The organism is Archangium violaceum Cb vi76, assembly GCF_000733295.1.
Lineage (GTDB): Bacteria > Myxococcota > Myxococcia > Myxococcales > Myxococcaceae > Archangium > Archangium violaceum.
Window position 1 is genome coordinate 90,381 of sequence record NZ_JPMI01000378.1, and the last position, 21,199, is coordinate 111,579.

The 21,199-nt window shown below is 70.7% G+C and carries 16 protein-coding genes; 7 read left to right on the forward strand and 9 right to left on the reverse strand.

The genetic code is table 11. The features are described 5' to 3' along the window. The first annotated feature begins 149 nt into the window (after positions 1 to 149). The 4 genes from Q664_RS46570 (at position 150) to Q664_RS46585 (ending at position 6,114) form a co-directional block, all read left to right on the forward strand. Positions 150 to 2,957 carry a serine/threonine-protein kinase gene (locus tag Q664_RS46570; RefSeq protein ID WP_052519561.1) on the forward strand — a complete coding sequence of 936 codons (2,808 nt, stop codon included), beginning with the start codon at positions 150 to 152 and terminating at the stop codon, positions 2,955 to 2,957. A 109-nt stretch (positions 2,958 to 3,066) separates the two neighbouring features. Beyond that, on the forward strand, positions 3,067 to 3,915 hold the full coding sequence (locus Q664_RS46575) for a hypothetical protein (RefSeq protein ID WP_043412354.1): 849 nt from the start codon (positions 3,067 to 3,069) through the stop codon (positions 3,913 to 3,915). A gap of 124 nt (positions 3,916 to 4,039) precedes the next feature. Then, on the forward strand, positions 4,040 to 4,723 hold the full coding sequence (locus Q664_RS46580) for a response regulator transcription factor (RefSeq protein WP_043412357.1): 684 nt from the start codon (positions 4,040 to 4,042) through the stop codon (positions 4,721 to 4,723). Next, the gene (locus Q664_RS46585) at positions 4,720 to 6,114 is read left to right on the forward strand and encodes an ATP-binding protein (protein ID WP_043412359.1); all 1,395 of its coding nucleotides are present in this window, start codon (positions 4,720 to 4,722) and stop codon (positions 6,112 to 6,114) included. Before Q664_RS46580 ends, Q664_RS46585 begins: the two co-directional genes overlap by 4 nt. 1 nt (position 6,115) lies before the next feature. Here the strand turns inward: Q664_RS46585 and Q664_RS46590 are convergent, their stop codons facing one another. Continuing rightward, on the reverse strand, positions 6,116 to 6,778 hold the full coding sequence (locus tag Q664_RS46590; RefSeq protein WP_043412361.1) for a hypothetical protein: 663 nt from the start codon (positions 6,776 to 6,778) through the stop codon (positions 6,116 to 6,118). Positions 6,779 to 6,839: 61 nt separating this feature from the next. Between Q664_RS46590 and Q664_RS46595 the strand changes: the two genes are divergently transcribed. Beyond that, a complete protein-coding gene (locus tag Q664_RS46595) occupies positions 6,840 to 7,556 on the forward strand; it encodes a hypothetical protein (RefSeq protein ID WP_043412363.1) in 717 nt (238 codons plus the stop codon). Positions 7,557 to 7,563: 7 nt separating this feature from the next. On the opposite strand, the gene Q664_RS46600 is transcribed toward Q664_RS46595, so the two are convergent. Further along, the gene (locus Q664_RS46600; protein WP_043412365.1) at positions 7,564 to 8,217 is read right to left on the reverse strand and encodes an MBL fold metallo-hydrolase; all 654 of its coding nucleotides are present in this window, start codon (positions 8,215 to 8,217) and stop codon (positions 7,564 to 7,566) included. Between the two features lie 135 nt (positions 8,218 to 8,352). Here Q664_RS46600 and Q664_RS46605 point away from each other — a divergent pair, with 135 nt between their 5' ends. Next, positions 8,353 to 9,960, forward strand: a complete 1,608-nt coding sequence (locus tag Q664_RS46605; protein ID WP_052519562.1) for a lipase maturation factor family protein — start codon at positions 8,353 to 8,355, stop codon at positions 9,958 to 9,960. 4 nt (positions 9,961 to 9,964) lie between these two features. Here Q664_RS46605 and Q664_RS46610 read toward each other — a convergent pair whose 3' ends face one another. Continuing rightward, entirely contained in the window at positions 9,965 to 10,735 is a 771-nt protein-coding gene (locus Q664_RS46610; protein WP_043412368.1) for a lysophospholipid acyltransferase family protein, read from the reverse strand. A gap of 191 nt (positions 10,736 to 10,926) precedes the next feature. Here Q664_RS46610 and Q664_RS46615 point away from each other — a divergent pair, with 191 nt between their 5' ends. After that, a complete protein-coding gene (locus Q664_RS46615; RefSeq protein WP_043412371.1) occupies positions 10,927 to 11,775 on the forward strand; it encodes an Ig-like domain-containing protein in 849 nt (282 codons plus the stop codon). Positions 11,776 to 11,842: 67 nt separating this feature from the next. On the opposite strand, the gene Q664_RS46620 is transcribed toward Q664_RS46615, so the two are convergent. From Q664_RS46620 to Q664_RS46645, 6 genes are all read right to left on the reverse strand, one after another. Beyond that, entirely contained in the window at positions 11,843 to 13,543 is a 1,701-nt protein-coding gene (locus Q664_RS46620) for an OmpA family protein (RefSeq protein WP_200883870.1), read from the reverse strand. Next, a complete protein-coding gene (traA, locus tag Q664_RS46625; RefSeq protein WP_200883871.1) occupies positions 13,540 to 15,534 on the reverse strand; it encodes an outer membrane exchange protein TraA in 1,995 nt (664 codons plus the stop codon). The genes Q664_RS46620 and traA overlap by 4 nt, the downstream gene beginning before the upstream one ends. 153 nt (positions 15,535 to 15,687) lie before the next feature. Next, positions 15,688 to 16,050, reverse strand: a complete 363-nt coding sequence (locus Q664_RS46630) for a helix-turn-helix domain-containing protein (protein ID WP_043412376.1) — start codon at positions 16,048 to 16,050, stop codon at positions 15,688 to 15,690. A 582-nt stretch (positions 16,051 to 16,632) separates the two neighbouring features. Then, complete coding sequence (locus Q664_RS46635; RefSeq protein ID WP_043412378.1) at positions 16,633 to 18,375, reverse strand: GTPase; 1,743 nt, start codon at positions 18,373 to 18,375, stop codon at positions 16,633 to 16,635. A 100-nt stretch (positions 18,376 to 18,475) separates the two neighbouring features. Next, on the reverse strand, positions 18,476 to 19,777 hold the full coding sequence (locus Q664_RS46640) for a serine/threonine-protein kinase (RefSeq protein WP_052519563.1): 1,302 nt from the start codon (positions 19,775 to 19,777) through the stop codon (positions 18,476 to 18,478). Positions 19,778 to 19,780: 3 nt separating this feature from the next. Then, positions 19,781 to 21,145 (reverse strand): sigma-54-dependent transcriptional regulator, encoded by a 1,365-nt coding sequence (locus Q664_RS46645; protein ID WP_043412380.1) that lies wholly within the window; start codon positions 21,143 to 21,145, stop codon positions 19,781 to 19,783. Between the last annotated feature and the right edge of the window lie 54 nt (positions 21,146 to 21,199).

Sequence of the window (21,199 nt, forward strand, 5' to 3'; positions counted from 1 at the left end):
AAAATACAATTTGATTGTAAAATCAGTGGGGAGTTCAAGGGATTTTCAGAGGGCGATTGTTGACCTGATCGCCATCGAGCGCGGTCCCTGGCGGGGGGGCCCTCCTGACGGACGGAGGCGGACGGAGAATGTCCGCGGGGGGAAGCGCCATGCAGCCCAAGAACAGTCAGGCCGCTCCCGGACTCGATGCGGTTTCGAGGAAAGGGGAGGCGGAGTCATCTCCGGCGCGGAGGAGGATCCCTCCTTCCCTCGCCGAGCGGTTCGAGGACATCCAGCTCGCCGGCGAAGGCGCGATGGGGACTGTCTACCGGGCGGTGGATCCGCGGCTCGGCCGACCCATCGCGCTCAAGCTGCTCAAGAACGGCGAGCCGTCGCTGTGCCGGAGGCTCATCTCGGAAGCCCGGGTCCAGGCGCGCATCCAGCACGAGCACGTGTGCGGCGTGTTCGAGGCGGGGATGGCGGATGGCGAGCCGTACATCGTCATGCAGTACATCGACGGGGCTCCGCTGTCGCGCATGCGCGGGCGCCTGACGCTCGAGCAGCAGGTGACGCTGATTCAGCAGGTGGCCACGGCGGTGCACGAGGCGCACCGGGAGGGATTGATTCACCGGGACCTCAAGCCGGGAAACATCCTCGTGGAGCGGAGAGAGGACGGCACGTGGAAGCCGTACGTGGTGGACTTCGGCCTGGCGAGAGAGGTCGCGGAGCGGGGACAGACCCAGACGGGCGAGGTGCTCGGGACGCCGGCCTATATGTCGCCAGAGCAGGCCAATGGGGACGTGCACCGGTTGGACCGCCGCTCGGATGTGTATTCGCTGGGAGCGACGCTCTACGACGTGATCGCCGGGAGGCCGCCCTTCGTCTCGGAGCAGCCGTGGAAGCTGCTCATGATATCGGCGACGGAGGATCCGCCGCCGTTGGGGCAGGTGAAGCCGGGCATCTCGAAGGACCTCGAAACCGTCGTGATGAAGTGCCTGGAGCGGGAGCCGGAGCGCCGCTACGAGTCGGCGAGGGCGCTCGCGGAGGAGTTGGGGCGTGTCCTGGAGGGCGAGCGCATCCAGGCGAAGCGCACCTCCTGGGGTCAGCGTCTCCGGAAGAAGGCCCACAGGCACAAGCTGCTCACGGGAGTGATGGGGGCGCTCCTGGTGGGCGTGCTCGGGCTGGGGGCTGTCTGGGTGGGTGCACGGCGGCAGGCGGCGGAGCAGGCGCGGCTGGCGCAGGAGCTGGGCGAGAGCGTGAAGGAGATGGAGCTGTTCCTCCGTGCGGCGTACGGGCTGCCGCTGCACGATGTGGAGCGGGAGCGGGACGTGGTGCACGCCCGGCTCGAGGAGATCTCCCGGAACCTGGGCGCGCCGGGCGAGACGGGAACGGGCCCCCGGCACTACGCGCTCGGGCTGGGACAGCTCGCGCTCGGTGAGCCCGCGCGGGCCCGGGCGCATCTGGAGCAGGCGCTCGCGGCGGGGTACTCGTCGGCGAACCTCGAGTACGCGCTGGGGCGAGCGCTCGGTGAGCTCTACCGGAGAGCCCTGGAGGACACCCGGCGCATCACCCACCCGGGGGAGCGGCAGAAGAAGGTGGCGCAGCTCGACCAGGAGCTGCGCGAGCCCGCGCTCCGCCACCTGCGGGCGGCAATGGGGGCAAGGCTCGAGGTGCCCGAGTACGCGGAGGGGTTGATCGCCCTGTACGAGGGCCGGCACGAGGAGGCCATCGCCAAGGCGCGGGAGGCCTTCACCAAGGCGCCGTGGATGTACGAGCCGAAGAAGCTGGAGGGGGACGCGCTGTACGCCGAGGGGAGCAAGTACCGGCATGACGCGGCGTTCGACTACGAGAAGATGAAGGGCTACTTCGAGCGGGCGGCGGAGGCCTACCGGGAGGCGGCGGAGATGGGCCGCAGCGATCCCTCCATCCACCTGGCGCAGTGCGAGCTCTGGGAGAAGATGGGGTGGGCGGACGCCTCGAAAGATCTGCCGCCCGGCCCGTCCTTCGAGGCCGCCCTGGCGGAGTGTGACAGCGCGGTGCGAGCGAGCTCGCGGGAGGGAGAGCCCCTGGTGCGGCGGGCGCTCGTGCTCCTGGCGCGGGTGCATGTGCGCACTGGCAGTGGCTCGGAGGTCCCGCTCTCGCTGGTGGAGGAGGCGCTCGAGGCCGCCGAGCTGGGACGGCGGGCGCGCCCCCGGGAGGTGCTGGCCCACTACGCGGTGGCCCAGGCCCTCTTCCTTCGGACCTCGCTCCTCTATATGTCGGGCCGCGAGGCCTCCATGGAGCCGGCCATCGCGGCCTATCAGGAGGTCCTCTCCCTGGAGCCGGGCTTCACCTGGGCCCACAACGAGCTGGGGGAGGCGTATCTCGAGGAGGCCAGGAGGGCCATCGCGTTGGGACGGGAGGCGGCGCCGCTGTTGGACAAGGCGGCCTGGCAGTACGAAGAGGCCCTGTCGCTCGACCCGGGATTCGCGTTACCGGTGGGGGGCCTGCTGGAGGCCGCCAAGGTCCGGCTCGAAGCGGAGATCGCTCGAAGGCGCGAGGCACCGCGGGCGCTCCTCGCGTTCTCCTACGCGGTGACCCGGCTCGAGCACCTGCACTCCAGCCCGTCGGTCGTGGCCCTGTGGAAGGTGCGTGCGCATCGGCTCCACGCCCACCACGATTTCGTGCTCGGACGGGATCCTCGTCCGTCGTTGGTGGCCGCGGCCGAGGTGAGCCGCGTCCTCGCCGGCGAAGCGCCGACGGACTTCCGGCTGCTCAAGGAATTGCTCCTGTGCCATCTCCTCGAAGCCGAGAACGAGCGGCACCTGGGGAGGGCGCCGGAGCACGCCCTGGAGAAGGCGCGGGACGCGCTGCGAAAGGTGGCCGAGGTGGACGTGAAGCGCGCCAGGCAGACCTGCGAGGCCGCGGTCGAGCTGAGCCCGCTCCTGTCCCGGGAGTGCCAACGCCTCTCGAACGAGGCCAGCCGCTCCGTTCGATGAATTCAAGACATCCTGGCGAAAAATGTAACTCCAGCCATCTTTGAAATCCCGCTGGATACGGGTACCTATATGCAAACGCTCGATGTCCGAGCGAAACCGGGGGGGTCCCATGCAGCTCCATTTCACACGTCTGTCGTTCACCCTTGTCCTGCTGACAGGTCTGGCGGGATGCGGAGGAGTCGAGGAGGACTCCCGGTTCGCGACCCTCGGACAGGCGGTGGATGTGGCGAATGAAGATCGTGACCCGCCCAAGGGGCTGAATGGCACGAGTCCCGCCTGTTTCTGGGCCCATGGCACGCAGCAGGCGCTCCGGAACCTGGGCGGTGCGGCCCTCGATCAGGGCGCGGGCTTCCTGCCGGACATCCCGCTGAGCCAGGTCTCCGAGTCCTGCCGGCACGCGCTCCGCTCCGCCGTCGAGTGTGCCCTCACCCGGGAGCAGTCCGTGATCGATCCCGTGACGGGCGAGCGCTACACGGGCTGGTGGGGGCTCGCGCCCTCATGGAGCAACAACGTGCTGAACACCGAGGGCCGCCGGTACGTGACGGCGTGCATGGTGCAGCGGCTGAACTACTACGGGAGGCCCGTGCCCATCCTCCTCGAGGGGCCCGCTCCCTCCATCGAGCGCAACGCCTCCTTCGACGCGGAGTACTCCATCGAGGAGTCGACCGTCTTCGGCGACTTGTTCTCGTCCACCACGCCCCTGCTGGGCATCCTGCCCGCCTTCAACGTGTTCGTCTGCTGGGAGTCGCTGCTGCCCCAGTCGTGCAGCCTGTTGGGACTGCCGCTGTTCGAGCAGCGGCTCTGCGACAACCTGCCGCTGTGCGGCGTGGTGCCGCTGGGCCCGTGCGGCTTGTGGTGCGTGCGCAATGGCCCCTATTGGAAGTGCCGGCCCAACCTGCTCGCCTCGCCGTGGACGGAGACCGTCCGGGTGAAGCTCGAGACGGACATGTGTCAGTGACGCCGGCTCGCCCGCCCGGGGTGCTGGCCGCCAATCCCGGGCGGCCTCCACCCGCCACACCGTTACCGCTTGGAATGGGGAGGGCGGTAGGCGACGCTGACGAGCCGGGTGAAGGGGCACGCGCATGAAGCTGCTGCTCGTCGAGGACGAGGAGAAGATGGCCCGGCTGCTGCAGCGGGGCTTGACGGAGGCGGGACACCAGGTGGACGTGTGTCAGCGGGGCGAGGACGCGCTGGAGCAGGCGCTGCAGATCGCCTACGACACCGTGCTGCTGGACTGGAACCTGCCGGACCTCGACGGGGTGGCGGTGCTCAGGCGCTGGCGCGAGCAGGGGCTGCGCACACCGGTGTTGATGCTCACCGCGCGCGGCACGGTGGGCGAGAAGGTGGTGGGGCTGCGCGCGGGGGCGGACGACTACCTGGTGAAGCCCTTCGCCTTCGAGGAGTTGCTGGCGCGGCTGGAGGCGCTGCACCGCCGGGGTGACGCACAGGGGCCGGCGCAGCAGGTGGGTCCGCTGGTGTTGGACTCGCGGCGGCGGGTGCTGCGGCATGGGGACAGGGAGCAGGTGCTCACGGGGCGGGAGTTCGCGCTCTTCGCCGAGCTGGCGAGCCACGCGGGCGAGGTGCTGGCGCGCTCCTCGCTGCTCAGCCACGTGTGGGGTGACAGCTTCGACGGGCCGCCCAACATCGTGGACGTGTACGTGGGCTACCTGCGCGGGAAGTTGAAGAAGCTGGAGGTGGAGCCGGGCGTGTCCATCCAGTCCGTGCGCGGAGTGGGCTTCCGGCTGGTGGTGGAGGGACACGGGTGAGGCTGTCGACACGGCTGTGGCTGCTGGGCGCGCTGGTGCCCATGGTGGGCATCCTGCTGACGCTGACGCTCGCGGCGGAGTTCTTCGAGGCGTGGCTGGCGCGCTCGGTGGACCGGGCGTTGCTCGCGCAGGCGGCGGTGGAGTCGGTGAGTCTCTTCGACGGGCCGGGAGGCCAGCCGCACCTGCACATGTTGAGCTCACCGCTGGAAAAGGAGGTGCGACCCTTCGCGCCGGCGGCCGAGCTGTTCGCGCCGGAAGGCCAGCGGCTGGTGTCCTATCCGTCCTCGGCCGAGGGGGTGCATGGGCCGGCTCCCGCACCGCATCCGCCGGGAGAGCCGCCGCGCTTCGAGACGGTGCGAGGCGAGGATGGAGCACGGCTGCGGCAGCTCACCCTGGGCGTCCGGGCTCCCGCGGGCGGGGTGTACACGCTGAGGCTGTCGGCGTCGCTGGCGCAGCAGGACTCGGCGGTGCGGGCCTTCCATGGGGTGACGTTGGCGGTGGCGGTGTTGCTGGGCGTGGTGCTCTTCGGCCTGCAGACGTGGCAGGCGCGGTGGCTGGCCGGGCGGTTGGAGCAACTCCGGGGGCTCATCGGCCGGCTGCGCGAGGGCGTGCTTCCCGGGGGGCTGGCGGAGGGGCGGCGGGGAGACGAGGTGTCGGAGGTGGAGGGGGCGCTGCACGAGGCCTCGGCGCGGCTCAACGAGGCGCGGGAGGCGCAGGAGCAGCTCATCGCCCGGGCGGCGCACGAGCTGCGCACGCCGTTGGCGCTGATGCGCACGAGCCTGGACCTGGCGTTGTGGAAGGAGCGGGACGCGCGGTCGCTGCGCGAGGCGCTGGAGGAGACGCGGCGCGAGGTGGAGCGGCTGAGCGCGCTGGCGGGCAACCTGCTGGACCTGGCCTCGTTCGGACGAGGGGGCTGGGAGGTGCGAGCGGGAGACTTGCGCGAGGTGGTGGAGGACGCGACGGCGGCGGCGCGTGCCGAGGCCGAGGGGCGGGGCGTCTGGGTGACGGTGGAGGGGCCCGAGCCAGCACCCTGCCTCTTCCATGCGTCCTCGGTGAGGCAGGCGGTGGACAACCTGCTGGCCAACGCGCTGCGGTACGCGCCGAAGGGGACGGAGATCGCCGTGCGGCTGGAGCGCGAGGGCGAGCGGTGGAGGTTGTCGGTCAGGGACCAGGGCCCTGGCATTCCAGCCGAGCACCGGGAGTCCGTCTTTCAACCCTTCCACCGGGTGGAGCCGAAGGGAGCGGGGACGGGGTTGGGGCTGGCGGTGGTTCAGGAGGTGGCGAAGCGCCACGGAGGCCGGGCCTGGGTCGCGGACGTGCGGGGGCCTGGGGCGGAGGTGGTGCTCGAGCTCCCCGTGGAAGGCCCTGGCACCGCGACCGCCGCCGCGTGAATCAGGCGCTTCCCTCGCGCACCACATCCAACCGGCACTGCACCTGGAGTGACAGGCCCACCTCCTCGAGGGACACGGGCGTCTGCTCCACGGCGCCGGCGGGAGCGCAGTCCACCACCTGAAGTGGCGCCTCGGCCGAGCCCAGGGCCGAGGCCAGCTCCCGGGCGCGCTCGACGAAGCGGCGGAGCAACTCCGCGCGGTGGGCCTCGGGCTGTGAGACGAAGGCCTCCACGGAGCCGAAGCCGAAGCGGGGCTGTTTCTTCATCTCGCGGCTGTCGCGCTCCACCTCGTGGCACACGCGCACCAGCGCGCCCACGCGGGAGCCGCGCGCCCAGAAATCCAGCTCGGCGGGGAGGGCAACCACCAGGAGCCCATCCACGGCGACGAAGGTCCGATCCTCGTCCTCGGGGAGCGACAGCTTCTTCGGGGCCGAGCGGTTGAAGCGCGTGTCCCTCGGCCGGAGCGTCACCTCGGCGCCGGTGGCCTCGCGGGCGCGGCGCTGGAGCTGCTCGCACGCGCGCCGCAGGAGGGGCAGGGCCTGGTCGATGCCCTCGGTATCGAGCGAGACGGAGAAGGAGACGCGCAGGAAATCCGGCCGCACGACGAGCTCGGCGCGGATGGGAGCGGGCTCATGCAGGGAGGGAGCTTTATAGGAGAGGGACATAGCGGACGGCGAGCCTACCTGCTGGCAAGCTGCGCGGCACATTCCCCTGGAGAGTCCGCTCATGAAATGGCGTCCCCTCGTCGTCCCTGGCTGCGTGGTGCTCGTCTGTCTCTGGACCTCGTGTGGCCGCTCGTCGGTCTCGAGTGCCGTGGCCAGCTCGTACGACTCCGACCCGGTTCACGCCATCCCGGGGGAGGAGGAGGGCCTGACGGTGCGGCCGGACGTGCTGCGCGTGTCCTTCGCCTTCGGGCAGGAGTCGGAGTCGCTGGAGCAGGCGGTGCCGAAGCTGAAGGCGGCGGTGGAGCGGTACGTGCGCGCGGCGACCGAGGCCTCGAAGGTGGAGGTGGCGGTGAAGATGAAGGAGGTGGGCCTGGGGTCGGGTAAGCGGATGGCCGGAAACGAGGTGATGGCACACGGGGTGCTGGAGGTGGCGCTTCCCGAGGCGCAGGACTTCTGGAGCCGCACGGTGCTGGTGGCCACGCTGGTGAAGGTGGGGAGTCAGGAGGCGGCAGCGGCGGAGAAGGCGAACACGGGCCTGCGGGCGTCGTTCGGCTTTCCGGTGGCGCAGGTGCGGGAGCCGGAGGCGCGCCGGGACGAGCTGGTGAAGCGCTGGGTGGAGCGCGCCCGGGGCTTCGTCTCCCAGGCGCAGTCCGAGCGCGCCCCGCTGCAACTCGTCGGCTGCGAGCCTCCGGGCGCGGTGAAGCAGGCGCCGGTGTCGGTGGACGAGGTGGTGCTCTCGCTGGCGATGAGCTGCCGGCTGGACGCGGTGACGAAGTAGCGCCGGCTCAGCGGGGCTCGGGTGGGGCGGGGGCCTCGGTGTCCTCGTCCAGGGCGCGCCGGAGCGCGGACGCGCCGTTCTGGAGGATGGGGCGTCCGTGGGCGAAGCAGAGCACCTCGACGGGCAGGTGATCGAGGATGCGCCGGATGCTCAGCCGGGTGCGGCCGGGCTCGTCCTGGTATTGGCTCTCCACGAAGCGCGGCGTGCCGTTGTCGAAGTGGGTGAGGAGGTCCGAGAGGAAGATGACGCTCCGGGGCCGCTCCATCCACAGGGCGTACATGGACTCGACGGGGCCGGGGGTGTGGTAGGCCACGAGGCCGCCGGGAATGTTGTCACCAGCGCCGTAGGTGGCATCCGGAGCGTCCTCCAGGCCGTAGGCCTCCTGGGGGGCCCACACGGGAGCGCCGAAGAGCTTGCGGAAGTACCAGGCGGCGCGTTGGTGGTTGCCGGCGGTGAGGACGATGGCCTCCACCCGGCCCAGCTTGCGCAGCGCCTTGTCGTCGATGGGCAATGGGTCGATGAGGGTGACGGCGCCGTCCTCGGCCACCACGGCGTAGGCCTCGCTCTCCATGCCGCCAATGCGGTCATCCTTGACGCTCCAGCGGTGGATGCCGGGAAGCACCTGCACCGTCCGGTGGGCTCGTTCCTTGGGCTCGCTCATGCGGCAAAGCTAGGCACCCGCGGACACGGCGCGTGGAGGCCCGGCCGCTCGGGCCCTTCCGGGGCGAGGGGTTGGGCCTCGCGAGCATGGGCCTTCCGGTGCTCCCAGCTTTGACGAAAGCAGGAGGGGAGCCCCATGCGTGCTGTCCGCCCCCAGGGCGCCAAGGCGTTCTTCCGGATGCTCCGCTCTCTACCCGCCCGGCGGCCGGGCAGGCGGGGGCGGAGAGGGAGAGGTGCGCTCCTCGGCGGGCTCGTCGAGCGCTCGGTGGCGCCACCGCATCACCGGCTCGTGCGCCAGGTGTTCTTCCGGGCCCTGGGCGGCATCTACCTCATCGCCTTCTCCTCGTTGGCGCGGCAGGTGCGGGGGCTCTATGGCTCGCGCGGCATCCTGCCCGTGAAGGATTTGACGTCCTCTCCCCGGATGGTGTCGATGGGGTACGAGCGGTACCTCTGGTACCCCTCGTTGTTGTGGCTGGATGCGTCCGACAAGACGCTGGTGCGGGGCCTGCGCGCCGGCCAGGTGCTGTCGCTGGCGGTGATGGCGGGTGTGGCGCCCCAGGCCTCGCTGACGGCGCTGTGGGCCCTCTACCTCTCCTATGTCTCGCTGGGACGGGACTTCCTCTCGTTCCAGTGGGACGCGCTGCTGCTGGAGATGGGGCTGCTCGGCATGCTCACGGCACCGGTGGGTCCGCGACCCGGGCCGGGCCGGTACGAGCCCACCGCGGCGCAGGTGGCGCTGTGGCGGGCGCTCGTCTTCCGCCTCTACTTCGGCTCTGGAGTGTCCAAGCTGAAGTCCGGCGACGAGACGTGGCGCAAGCTCACCGCGTGCGACTACTACTACGAGACGGCGCCCCTCCCCACGCGCGGTGGTTGGTACGCGCACCACCTGCCGCCCCCGGTGCGGCGCTTCTCCACGGCGGCGGTGCTGGCGCTGGAGACGGTGGCGCCCTTCCTCGTCTTCGCGCCGAGGCGGTTGCGGCTCCTGGGCTTCTGGCTCTTCTCCGCGCTGCAGGGCGTCATCATCGCCACCGGCAACTATGGGTTCTTCAACGTGCAGTCGTTGGTGCTCGGCCTGTGGCTGCTGGACGATGCGTCCCTGCGGCGCTTCCTGCCGGCCCCTCCGCCCGCGAGGCCGAGGCCCTGGTGGCGCACCCTGGGGGCCTGGCTCCCCGCGGCGCCCTTCCTCGTCCTGGGGGCGAATGAAATCCTGGCCCGCTTCCACCGTCCGCGCGAGGCGCCGCGATGGCTGGAGGAGTTGGAGAGGCGGGCGCGTCCGCTGCGTGCGGTGAACCCCTATGGCCTCTTCGCGGTGATGACGGTGCGCCGGCCGGAGATCGCCATCGAGGGCTCCGACGACGGCGAGACGTGGCACGAGTACACCTTCCGCTACAAGGTGAGCGACCCGGAGCGGCCCCCGAGGCAGGTGGCCCCCCATCAGCCGCGGTTGGACTGGCAGATGTGGTTCGCGGCGCTGGGCTCGCCGCCCATCTGGCTGCTCGCCTTCATGCTGCGCCTGCTCGAGGGCGCTCCGGACGTGGGGAAGCTGCTCGCCGTCAATCCCTTCCCCGAGCACCCGCCGCGCTACATCCGTGCCACTTTGTACGACTACCGGATGACGGACCCGGAGACGCACCGGCGCACGGGGACGTGGTGGAGCCGTGAGCGGTTGGGGCTCTACCTGCCGCCCCTGAGCCTGGCGCCGGGGGGGGCGTCGAGCCGGCTGCAATGGCACGCCGGGGAGTGAGGGCTCAGCGGCCGGGCTCGGAGGGAGCGTGCGTCGCCGGGGGCCTCGCCACGGGGGCCGCGTCCCGGGCCTCGGGGGCGGGGTCGGCGTAGACGCCGCGGTACTCCGGGGGAAGCAACCTGGCCACGCGCCGCATCATCGCGTCGGTGAGGGCCTGGCGCGGGTCCTCGGCGCCGGTGGCCTCGGCCTCGAGCTCGTCCAGGAGGAAGGGCCTGCCGAAGCGGACGGTGAGGTGGGCGCGGCGCACCTGCTCCCGGCCCATGTCCCGGTCATCGATGGGCATGAACTTTTCCGTCCCGGTGAGGGCCACGGGGACGATGGGGACACCGGCCCGGCGGGCGATGAGGGAGGCGCCCTTCTTGGCCTGGGTGAGGGCGCCCGTCCGGCTGCGGCCGCCCTCGGGGAAGATGAGGACGGAGTGGCCCTCCTTGAGCGTCTCCACGGCGCGCTTGATGGGCTCGATGTCCGAGGAGTTGGGGCGGATGGAGATGGTGTCCACGGCCTCGGTGCCGAGCCGGGTCATCACGGTACCCTGCAGTTTGATACCGGCCAGGAAGTACACCTTCCGGGGCCGCAGGGCCCGGTCGAGCGTGAATCCATCCGCGTTGGACAGATGGTTGCAGATGAAAAGGCTGGGCTGGGAGGGGAGGTTCTCCCGTCCGAGGACCTCCTCGGTGGTGCGGAGGTGCCAGACGGTGTCCATCAGTGTGCGCACGGCTGCCCGGCGAGGGCGTGCCGGCAGGACGGAAAGCAGCGCGAAGACGTTGTGGATCAAGGCCGGTGTCCCCCCTGGCTCGAACCTCCTCCTCCATGATGTGCATTCCAGCGTTGGCTACCCGGCGGAAAAGGGCAGCCAGGCGGACGGGCGCGCTTGCAAATCATCGCGGACGGGCCGTATCGAAATACACTCCTGAGCGCCGCTGTTCGAGTGGCACGCTCGTCCGCCCGCAGGCCCCCCTTACCGCCTTGAAGACCTCGACGTTCACCCGCTCGCTGCTCCTGTCGTCCGCCCTGCTGCTCGGCGCCTGCCGTTCCGCGCCCGAGTCGCTCACCCTCGCCATGCCGGAGGACCGGCCGCTGCATGCCCATGGGGAATCCGTGGTGCTGCAGGCGGTCGCGCTCGATGGAGAGGGCCAGCCGGTGGAGAACCCGAAGTTGCGGTGGGTGAGCTCGGCGCCGGAGGTGGCCTCGGTGGAGAACGGGGTGGTGGTGGCGCGCAAGTCCGGCAAGGCGAAGATCTCCGCCGCGGCTGGAAAGGCCCGGGCCTCGGTGGAGGTGCAGGTGTCCATCCCGAGCCTGGTGGACATCCGGGTGGATGGGGCGGACTTCCTGCTGGCGGGCAACTCCATCGCCATCTCCGCGGTGGTGAAGAACGAGCTGGGCAAGCCGCTGGTGGACGTGCCGCCGCGGTGGACGACGAGTGATCCCACGGTGGCGCGGGTGGAGAAGGGGCGGCTGGTGGGCGTGGCGCCCGGGCGGGCCACCATCACCGCGACGGTGCCTCCGCTGAGCCGCAACCTGCAGGTGCAGGTGGTGCGCTCGGACTTCGCGCGGGTGGAGGTGGAGCCCACGCACCTGATCTTCGCGAAGGTGGGACAGAGGCAGCAGTTGCGCGCCAAGACGTTCAACAACCGGGGCGTGTCGCTCAGCGACGTGCCCGTTACCTGGTTCAGCTCGGACTGGTCGGTGGCGACGGTGACGCCCACCGGGCAGGTGACGGCGGTGGGGCCGGGGCGCACGGTGGTGACGGCCACGGCTGGCAGGCGCAAGGCCGCCGCCGAGGTCGTCTTCGAGGTCAAGACGGCCCGGCGCTGAGCAACTCGCGGCGTCCCCTCTCCCTGCGCGGCGCCCCTCTCCCTCTGGGGGAGGGGGCCATGCGCTGCTACTTCCTGCCCTTGGTCGGCTTGACGGGAGTCAGGGCCTGCTCGGTGGCGGGATCCTGCGGGCAGGGCGGCATCACCGACCCCTCGACGGGGGGCATGATGGTGAACTCGACCCGGCGGTTGAGGGCCATGTTCGACTCGGAGTCGTTGGCGGCCACCGGGCGGCTGCGGCCGAAGCCCGCCGAGCACAGGCGCTCCACGGCGATGCCGCTGTCGAGCAGGAAGTTCATCACGCTGGCGGCGCGGCGGCGCGACAGGTCGTAGTTGTACGCGTCCGTGGCGCGCGCGTCCGTGTGGGCCTCGACGAGCACGCGCTGGATTTCCAGGCGCTTGAGCAGCTGATCGGCCACCTCCTCGAGGATGGGGAAGGACTCGGGGAGGATGACGTCCTGGTCCGTGGCGAAGTGCACCTGGTCGAGGATGACGAGCTTGTTCCCGTCGATGCGCGTGAGCGGGCAGCCCTCGCGGCCCTTCGGCCCCTGCGGGTGGGTGGGGCAGCGGTCGAGCCGGTCCGCCACGCCATCGTGGTCCTGGTCCGGGTCGGGGCAGCCCCCGTTGTCCTCGAGACCGGGCGAGTCGGGGCAGCGGTCGAGCCGGTCCACCAACCCATCGCTGTCCTGGTCCGTATCGGGGCAGCCCCCGTTCTCCACGGGGCCAGGGATGGACGGGCAGCGATCGCCCTCGCCGATGACGGAGTCTTCATCGGGGTCCACGGGCGGCTCCGGAGGATCCATGTAGCGCTTGATCGCCGCCGTCTCGGGGCCAGGGGCCCAGAGGAGGGAGGTGAAGACGCGCAGGGTGGGCGCCGTCAGTGAGCAGCCGCAGCCGCCGCCACCGCCCACGGTGAGGTGGAGGCCGAGCGCGGTGTTGTACCAGCGCAGACCGACGAGCAGCTCGGCGGGAATCTGCCGGGGGTCCTCCGGGAGCTTCTTCAGGGGCGTGCTGCCGGAGAGCATGCCCACGGCGTTGATGCCCCAGCCGCGGATGAGGGGGAGCTCGGCGCCGATACCAAAGGTGGCGGAGCTGCCCCACTGCACGCCGGCGAACTCGTAGTCCGGGCGCAGCCACGTGCCGGCGTTGAGGGCCAGCAGGGCGCCCGATTCGAAGCGGTAGTCCAGGACGACGCCGAGGTTGCCGGAGAAATCACCGTCACCGGCGAAGGCCTCCTGGAGACCGGTGGGGAAGCCCACGCCGAAGGTGAGCGCCGCACCGAACCCCGCGTCCTCGGGCTTGTTGCGGCGCAGACCGGGGACGGCCACCTTGCCATTGAAGCGCAGGTCTCCGGGCGTGAAGGACTGGATGAAGCCCTCGGTGCCGATGGCCTCCAGGTTGTCTCCGGCCTGGGCGAGCACCAGGGGCATGTCCACGCCGAGCTCGACCCAGCCGAAGAGTCCCACGGTGGCCATGGCATCGAGCTGGAGGCGGTTGCCCACCACGCTCACGGCCTTGGACTTCGTGCCCGCGGCGACGAGCATCAGCGGATCCAACGCGAGGTTGAAGAAAGCACCACCGGAGACGGCGATGCTCTTGTCCAACTCCGTATCCCCCATGGGGCGGGACTGACTGACGATGACCAGGTCCCGGGGAGCGCCGACGGGGCGGAAGGCCTGGACGTCGAAGCGGGAGTCCTGGGCATACGCGGGCCCGGAGGTGGCGAGCCCCAGGGCGAGTCCGAGGGCGATGGGGGCGGAATGCTTCACGCGGAGCCTCGCGAGCGGAGGGCGAGGAAGGCGGCCAGGAGGACCAGCAGGGCGAGGCCGCCGGGGTTGCTGTCCGCGGTGGTGCCGCAGCAGAAGCCACCACCCTGGGGCTCTGTGCCGGGCATGCGCCGGCCGCGCTCACACTGCTGGGTGTTGGCCGAGCAGTGCTGGACGCCGAGGCAGTCGTCGCTGTCGTTGCAGGAGGTGGTGCAGACGTTGAGGGCGGTGTCGCAGGTACCGCCGCAGGGGCAGTGGGCGTCGGCGAAGCACTGGACGCAGGCGTTGCCGTAGCACACGGTGTCCTCGGTGCAGCTCACCGAGCAGGTGGAGGCGGAGCAGGTGCGCGTGGTGGGGTCGCACGTGCCGCCCGGGCCGCAGTCGGCGTTCTCCCGGCAGCCCACGCAGGAGCTGCCCCGGCTGGTGCCGTCCGTGAGGCAGAAGGGCTGCTCGCCGGGGCAGGACTCGCAGCGCTCACCGCAGCGCTTGTCCGTGGTGCACGAGGCGCACTCGCCACTGACGCAGAACCTGCCCTCACCGCACTCGAGGTCCGAGCGGCACTCGACGCACACCTGGCCGTCCATGCAGTAGGGCCGGTCCGAGGGGCACTTGACGCACTGGGAGCCGCAGCGCTCCGAGGTGTTGCACTCGGCGAGCTGCTCCACGCAGCGGCCGTTGGCGATGTCGCACTTCTTGCCGTCGGAGCAGTCCGAGTCGTTGGTGCACTCCACGCAGCTGGGCGAGGCGCCAGGGGCGGAAGCGGCGCACTTGAGGCCGCCGGGGCAGCAGTTGCAGGAGGTGCCCGCGCAACTGTCGTTGGTGGAGCAGGGCTGGCAGGTGTTGTCGGCGCAGGTCTCTCCGCGAGGGCAGTGCTCGTTGGTGACGCACTCGTGGCACTCGTTGTCGGCGCCGCAGAATTCACCCTTGGGGCAGTGCGCGTCGGTCTTGCAGCCCCGGCACTGGTTGGTGGCCAGGTCGCAGCGGCCGTTGGGGCACTGCGAGTCATTCTCGCACTGGGCGCAGGTGAACGTGCCGTTGCGGTTGAGGCAGAGCGGGGTGGACGCACCGCACGGAGAGCAGCTGGGGCCGCAGAAGACGGAGGAGTCACAGGGAGCGCAGAGCGCTGCTCCGTTGCAGTAGTAGCCCGGGTCGCAGCCGTTGTTGCCCGCGGTGTTCGCGTACTGGCGATTGCACTGCGCGCATTGCGCCGGATCCGGGTAGGACGGGCGTCCGCTTTCGGTCTGGTAGAAGGCGCTGGGCCTGGCCAGGGTGAAGTTCGCTGCCTGCAGCTTGATGACAGGCGCCTCGTTCGCCGGTCTCTCGAAATCGCTGAATGGCCCGACGAAGATCGCCATCTCCAGCGCCGCGTGCTCACCCACTTCAGCGTAGAGCACCTCGACGGGGTAGAGGCCCGGCTTCTTGAAGGTGACGCTATTAGTCGTGCGGTAGGTCGCGAAGCCCAGCCGTGGCGGCCGGTTGATGACGGCATAGCTGCGGTTGCTCCGGTCATAGATGGAGAGCGACACCGCATCGTCGGCGTAGAACCCGAAGTGGATGGGCTGGTCCACCATGTCCGCAGTGACGTTCAGGTAGCCGCGCAGTCGGCTACCGAAGGCGGCCGAAGGGCTCACGCCGAAGAAGTCACAGCCGCCGCTCGGGCATTCCGTCACCACGCCCTCGTAGTCGCCGTAGCTCAGCCTCAGCCCGGAGGTGTTGTTGTTCGAGAGGTCGAACAACGTCCGAAGCACCGACGAGACGCGGGCGTTGGGATTGAGGGTGTCGGGCGGCGTCTCCAGGAAGGAGTTCAGCCTTCCGTTGAAGCCCGAGAGGCTCTGGTCGAAATCGGCTCCTGGGTCCGTCGAGACTCTCGATGCCACGCACAACCCGGTTCCGGGTTGTGTGGGCGAGGCCGCCACTGGATCCCCTGTGACAACCACGGCGGGAAGCAGATCGGCATGTGCCACCCCAGCCAGCGTCACCAGCAGTGCCACCACCAGGGGGGGTCATTCTTCGGAAGGGATGTAGGTGCACGGGGGGATATCGAGCATCCCCCGGCCTACTTCTGCGGTCAAGTTGAAGGCCGGGGTCACTATAAGGGGGGACTCGACTCTACCCCGGCTCCCGGTACGCCTCCAGCGGCGGGCGGCCTACTCCTTCTTGAGCGCCACCGCGAGCCGCCCCAGCAGCTTGATCTGCCCGGAGTCGAGCTGACGCAGCACGCGCAGCACCGCCCTCACCTCGGGCTTCTCGCCCTGCTCGCTCGGCGGGTCGGCGAGCCGCAACGACCCATCCGGCCCGGCCAGCCCCAACAACTCGTCCGCCGAAATCCTCAGCGCGCGGCACAGCCGCAACAGCGTCGGAACGCTCGGCACCATGCCGCCACGCTCGATACGGCCGTACACCTCGGTCACCAGGTCGACCATCTCCGCTACATCCGCCTGGGTGAGCTGCGCGCGCAGCCGGGCCGTACGGGCGGCCTCCCCAATCGTCTTCGCCAGTTTCTTGTCCATACCTGAACCCACCCTACAGTGTAGGTAAGGCGGAATACGACGCATCAGGTTGTCTGAACAGGACTGCAAAGGTCATTTCTTCAACCCTATTTTTGAAGTCACCCTGTTCTGACCTGTTTCCCGCGAAGGCCAGCGCGTGCCGCCTTCCTTCCCTGTGACCGACCCCGTCTCGATTCGGGAAAACCATGTGCGAAGTGCTCCCACCCTCCTCTTGTGGTCCGCGAGATGCGGTTGGACACACTGTGCACGAGGGGTCTGACACGGTGGGCGTTCAGGAGGAGATCCACGAGGTCGTGTCAGGCAGGTAGACGCGGTGGTCATGGGGGAGTTGGCCCGAGCCGGCCAGCTCCAGGTACTCCTCGGTGCTGCGCACGGTGGCGATGACGTGGGGAGGCCCTCGCGCGTCACCAGCACCGCGCCGATGGTGCCGGGCCCGGCGGCGAGGATGGCCGAGAGAGCGGCCTTCTGCTCGCGGGTCGGCTGGGCCCGGACGTGCTCCGCGACCATCACCACCTGCGCTCCATGCCTCCTCCGGGCGGGGGCTCCGCTTCAAGGGCAAGGGAGGGCTCCTGCGGCGGGTCCTCACGAGGAGATCCGGCAGGTCGTCTCGGACAAGGTGGAGGCGGTGCGCGCCCAGTCGGAAACCTGGGTGTCCAGGTGCTCGAGGAGCGCGGGGAAGAAGCGCCGCTCCAGGGCCTGGGCGAGGGTGGCGCCATGGGCGTCGGCCCACTTCTGGGTGAGGCGCTCGCGGATGTTCGCGCCCAGCGCGTCCACGAAGCGCTCCAGCAGGGGCGTGGACAGGAGCGTTCCGGCCCAGATGACGGCGTCATGGCCGAGGCCGCCGGTGGCCACCGTCACCACCGCGGCGGCCCCGGAGGGCACCGAGTAGACGAGCGTGGTGAGCGTCTGCAGCACCTCCTCGCGCAGGCCGCCCTGCAGCTCGGTGCCCACGAGTCCCCGGCAGAAGGCGTAGAGGCTCTCGCGGTCGGCGGTATGGGCCTGAATCGCCTCGAAGCCCAGGGGCTCCTCCAGGCGGGCCAGGGTGGGCGGGCCGAAGGACTCGGAGAGCAGCTCGCGCGTCCGGGCATCTCCATGCCAGGCGGCCACCTCGGGAGCGAAGAGTTCCACCAGGCGCCGCACGCCATCGCGCAGGGTGTCCTCGGTGAGCTGGCCCGCGGGGGCCGGGGTGGGTTCGGGGCCGGTGAAGGAGCGGCGCACCTGGCGCGAGAGGAAGGTGAGGGCGGTGGCCAGTCCCCGGAAGGGCAGGCGCACGTAGCGGTGGAAGGCGCTGCGCGCGTCCAGCTCGTCGCGGAAGGCCTCCACCAGCACGTCCGCGGGCACCGCCTTGAGGGCCGCGTGACGGCCCACTCCGAGCAGCTCGTGGCGCAGCCGCTGGCGCAGCCGCTCCGGCTCATGGGCGGCGGTGGTGGCGGCCCGGGCCAGTTGCTCCATCTCCGCGCGCGCGTCCCGCAGCGAGGCGGCCAGGGCCCGGGCCTTGAGGGCGTGGGCGTGCTCGGCCTCGCCCAGCAGCGCGGTGAGCGCGGGGGCCGCGTCCAGCGGGTTCGTGGCGAGCGGCTTCTCCCCGGCCTCCACCTCCGGCTGGTGCGGGGCGAGGTAGCGCGCCAGGGGCGGGTGGCCCACGTCCGAGGCCAGCTTCTCCAGGTGTCCGCGCGCCACCTCCTCGCGCGTGGCCTCGTTGTAGACGAGGAGGTAGGGGCGCCCATGGCCCACGGCGGCGCGCAGGAAGTCCACCAGCGCGGCGTTCTGGTACGTCTGCCGGCTGACGACGAAGACGAGCACGTCCACGGTGACGAGCAGGGCCTCGGCGCGCTCGCGGTTGTCGCGGTAGACGCTGTCGAAGTCCGGTGTGTCCATCACCACCAGCCCCCGGGGCACGGCCTCGGCGAGCACGAGGTAGAGGCGCCCGGCGGGCCCCGGCTGGTCCACCGGCGCGGCCTCGCCCGAGGCCACGGGGACGATGTCGTAGCGGCTCGTGAGGAAGTCCTTGAGCGAGCCCGTCCAGGTGTCCGGGTGCGCGGCGGCGAGGCACTGCTTGGTGAGGCCTCCCTCGGGGCGGGCCGGGGACAGGTGCGTGCCCACCAGCGAGTTGAAGAGGGTGGACTTGCCCACGTTGTTGGGCCCGGCGATGGCCACCAGCAGCAGGGGCGCATCCGCGCCGCCCAGGCGGGGCAGCAGGTCGCGCCGCAGCCGCTCGAGGAGACGGCGGGCGGTGTCCGCGTCGGTGGCCGTGGGGAAGCGCTCGGGGGGCGGGAGGGCGTCGCGGGCGGACTCGAGGGCGGTGCGCAGGTGGGCGAGGTCGTTCATCCAGGGGCCGGAAGACAGCACGTGGCGGGCCGGATGCCCATGGAAGACGTGCCGGGTCTGTCGGCCCTGGACGAATGTGCCCCGGCGTCCGCCACGGGGCTCAACGGCGCGAGCGCAGTGCCCGGCCCACCTTCCGGGCGAGGTCCGTGGGGTCCAGGGGGAGCGGCACGTAGTCGTAGACGCCGCTCGCGACGGCACGGGACATCAACGAGAAGTCCTCTCCGCTCCCGCAGAGCAGCACGGGCGGCGCGTGGGGCCGGGTGGACAGGGTGCTCGCCAGTGCCAGGGCCTCCTCCTGGGCCTGGTCGCTCCGGGGCACCACCACCACTGCGTGGAGGCCCTCCAGGGAGTCTCCCTCTCGGCGGGGCACCACCCGGTAACCGGCCACCGCCAGCGCGGTGCCGATGCCGAGGGGGTTGGTGGAGCCGTCCGGCTCGATGACACCCACGGGCCGCGCGAGGACCTCGGGCGCGGGTGTGGGCGGTGGGGAAGGCGGAGGCCGCATGCGCTCCTGCTTCTTGCCCTCGCCGCGCAGGGGAGGGGGAGCCAGGGACTCGCGAAGCCGGGCGGCCAGCTCCCGCGCGCTCGCCGGGCGCTGGGCCTTCGACTTGGAGAGACACGCGAGCACCAGCGTCTCCAGCGCCTCGGGAACGTCTTGCTCCGGCCGCAGCTGGCGCACGGGAGGCGGCGGGCGGTAGAGGTGGCCGCTCATCACCTCCACGGCGGGCGACTCTCCGAAGGGAGGCTGGCCCACGAGCAGCTCGTGCAGCAGGCATCCCACGGAGTACAGGTCCGCGCGTCCATCGGGCAGCTCCCCGCGGCAGTGCTCGGGGGACATGTACGCGGGCGTGCCGAGCACCTGTCCGCTCCCGGTCAGCCGGGCCTGGGGCTCCTCGTGCACCGGCGCGGCCAGCCCGAAGTCGAGCACCTTCACCGTGGGGGCGGACAGCTCGCCCACCAGCATCACGTTGGAGGGCTTGAGGTCGCGGTGCACCATGCCCAGGCCGTGCGCGGCCTCCAGCACGTCCAGCATCCGCGCGGCGAGCTCCACCGCTGCTTTCACCTCCAGCTGGCCGTGGGTCTCCAGCACCTCGTCGAGCGGGATGCCGAACACCCGCTCCATGGCGAGGTAGAGCACCTCCCCGTCGGCGCCGTGGTCGAAGAGGTGCACCGCGCCCGGGTGTTTCAGCCGGGCCATGAGCTGCGCCTCGCGCTGGAAGCGGGCAACGGCGCCGGGGGTCTTCGCCACATGCGGGTGCAGCACCTTCAGGGCCACATAGCGCTCGAGGCCCAGCTGCTCGGCCTCGTACACCGTGCCCATTGCGCCCTGGCCGAGCGTCCCCGTCACCTGGTAGCGCCCGGCCACCACCCGGCCCCGCCAGGCGTCCCCCGTGCCCGCCATGGGCTACTCCCCCGAGCCCTTGATGCGGTCCAGCTTGCGGTAGAGCGTCTTGCGGTCCAGCCCCAGAATCTGCGCGGCGAGCGACTTGTTGCCCTTCACCTCCTCCATGACGCGGAGGATGTAGCGGCGCTCGACCTCTTCCAGCGTGGTGAGCTCCGAGGGGTCTCCGCTGGCCACCACCACGTGCGAGGCGCGGTAGGCGCGAATCTTCTCCGGCAGATCCTCCACCGTGAGACGCTCGGTGACGGTGACGGCCACCGCGCGCTCGATGCAGTTGCGCAGCTCGCGCACGTTGCCGGGCCAGCTGTAGCTCATCACCCGCTCGGCCACGGCCTCGTTGAGGCCCGTCACCCGCTTGTTGGCCCGGGCGGCGAAGTGCTCGATGAAGTGCTGGGCCAGCAGCAGGATGTCCCCTCCACGCGAGCGCAGCGGCGGCAGCTCCATCTGCACCACGTTGAGGCGGTAGTAGAGGTCCTCGCGGAAGCGGGTCTCCTCCACCATGCCCTCCAGGTCGCGGTTGGTGGCGGCCACCAGGCGCACGTCGAAGGACACCTCGTGGTCCCCGCCCACCGGGCGCATCACCCGCTCCTGCAGGGCGCGCAGCAGCTTGGGCTGCAGGCCCAGGGGCATCTCCCCCACCTCGTCCAGGAAGAGCGTGCCGCCGTTGGCCTGCACGAAGAGGCCCGAGCGCGCCGCCTTGGCGTCCGTGAAGGCCCCCTTGGCGTGGCCGAACAACTCGCTCTCCAGCAGGGCCTCGGGCATGGCCGCGCAGTTGACGGCCACGAAGGGCCCCGAGCCACGCCGGCTCTTCTCGTGGAGCGCCCGGGCCACCAGCTCCTTGCCCGTGCCGCTCTCGCCGTTGATGAGCACCGTGGCGTCCGAGTCCGCCACGCGGGTGAGCAGGTCATACACCTTGCACATCGGCGGGCTGGAGCCGAGCAGTCCGCCCAATCGCTGCGATTCGGTGACGACCTTCTTGAGGCGCACCACCTCGCCCTTGAGGTGGTGGTGCTGCACGGCGCGGCCGAGCGTCAGCGCCAGCGCCTCCAGGTCCACCGGCTTGGTGATGAAGTCGTAGGCGCCAGCCCGGATGGCGGCCACGGCCGTTTCCATGCTGCCGAAGGCCGTCAACACCACCACCGGCAACTCCGGCAGATTGGCCACCACGCGCTCACACAGCTCCGTGCCACTCAGCCCCTGCATGTTCAGGTCCGTGAGGACCACGTCGAAGGGCTGCTCCATCAGCAACGGCAGGGCCGCGTTGGGGTCGTTCAGCGGGGTGACGGTGAAGCCGCGCCGGGTGAGGCGGTTCTGGAGCATCTCCAGCATGCTCGGGTCATCGTCGATGAGAAGAACTCGGCCGCTCATCGGGGCACCATATCCCACTCCCGACGCGGCCAAGGTGGCTTGCTTTCTCCCCTG

Bases quoted from the DNA above. Each gene is read 5' to 3' on its own strand.
- Q664_RS46570 (WP_052519561.1), top strand. From the start codon at position 150: ATGCAGCCCAAGAACAGTCAGGCCGCTCCCGGACTCGATGCGGTTTCG.
- Q664_RS46575 (WP_043412354.1), top strand. From the start codon at position 3,067: ATGCAGCTCCATTTCACACGTCTGTCGTTCACCCTTGTCCTGCTGACA.
- Q664_RS46580 (WP_043412357.1), top strand. From the start codon at position 4,040: ATGAAGCTGCTGCTCGTCGAGGACGAGGAGAAGATGGCCCGGCTGCTG.
- Q664_RS46590 (WP_043412361.1), bottom strand. From the start codon at position 6,778: ATGTCCCTCTCCTATAAAGCTCCCTCCCTGCATGAGCCCGCTCCCATC.
- Q664_RS46595 (WP_043412363.1), top strand. From the start codon at position 6,840: ATGAAATGGCGTCCCCTCGTCGTCCCTGGCTGCGTGGTGCTCGTCTGT.
- Q664_RS46600 (WP_043412365.1), bottom strand. From the start codon at position 8,217: ATGAGCGAGCCCAAGGAACGAGCCCACCGGACGGTGCAGGTGCTTCCC.
- Q664_RS46605 (WP_052519562.1), top strand. From the start codon at position 8,353: ATGCGTGCTGTCCGCCCCCAGGGCGCCAAGGCGTTCTTCCGGATGCTC.
- Q664_RS46630 (WP_043412376.1), bottom strand. From the start codon at position 16,050: ATGGACAAGAAACTGGCGAAGACGATTGGGGAGGCCGCCCGTACGGCC.
- Q664_RS46635 (WP_043412378.1), bottom strand. From the start codon at position 18,375: ATGAACGACCTCGCCCACCTGCGCACCGCCCTCGAGTCCGCCCGCGAC.
- Q664_RS46640 (WP_052519563.1), bottom strand. From the start codon at position 19,777: ATGGCGGGCACGGGGGACGCCTGGCGGGGCCGGGTGGTGGCCGGGCGC.
- Q664_RS46645 (WP_043412380.1), bottom strand. From the start codon at position 21,145: ATGAGCGGCCGAGTTCTTCTCATCGACGATGACCCGAGCATGCTGGAG.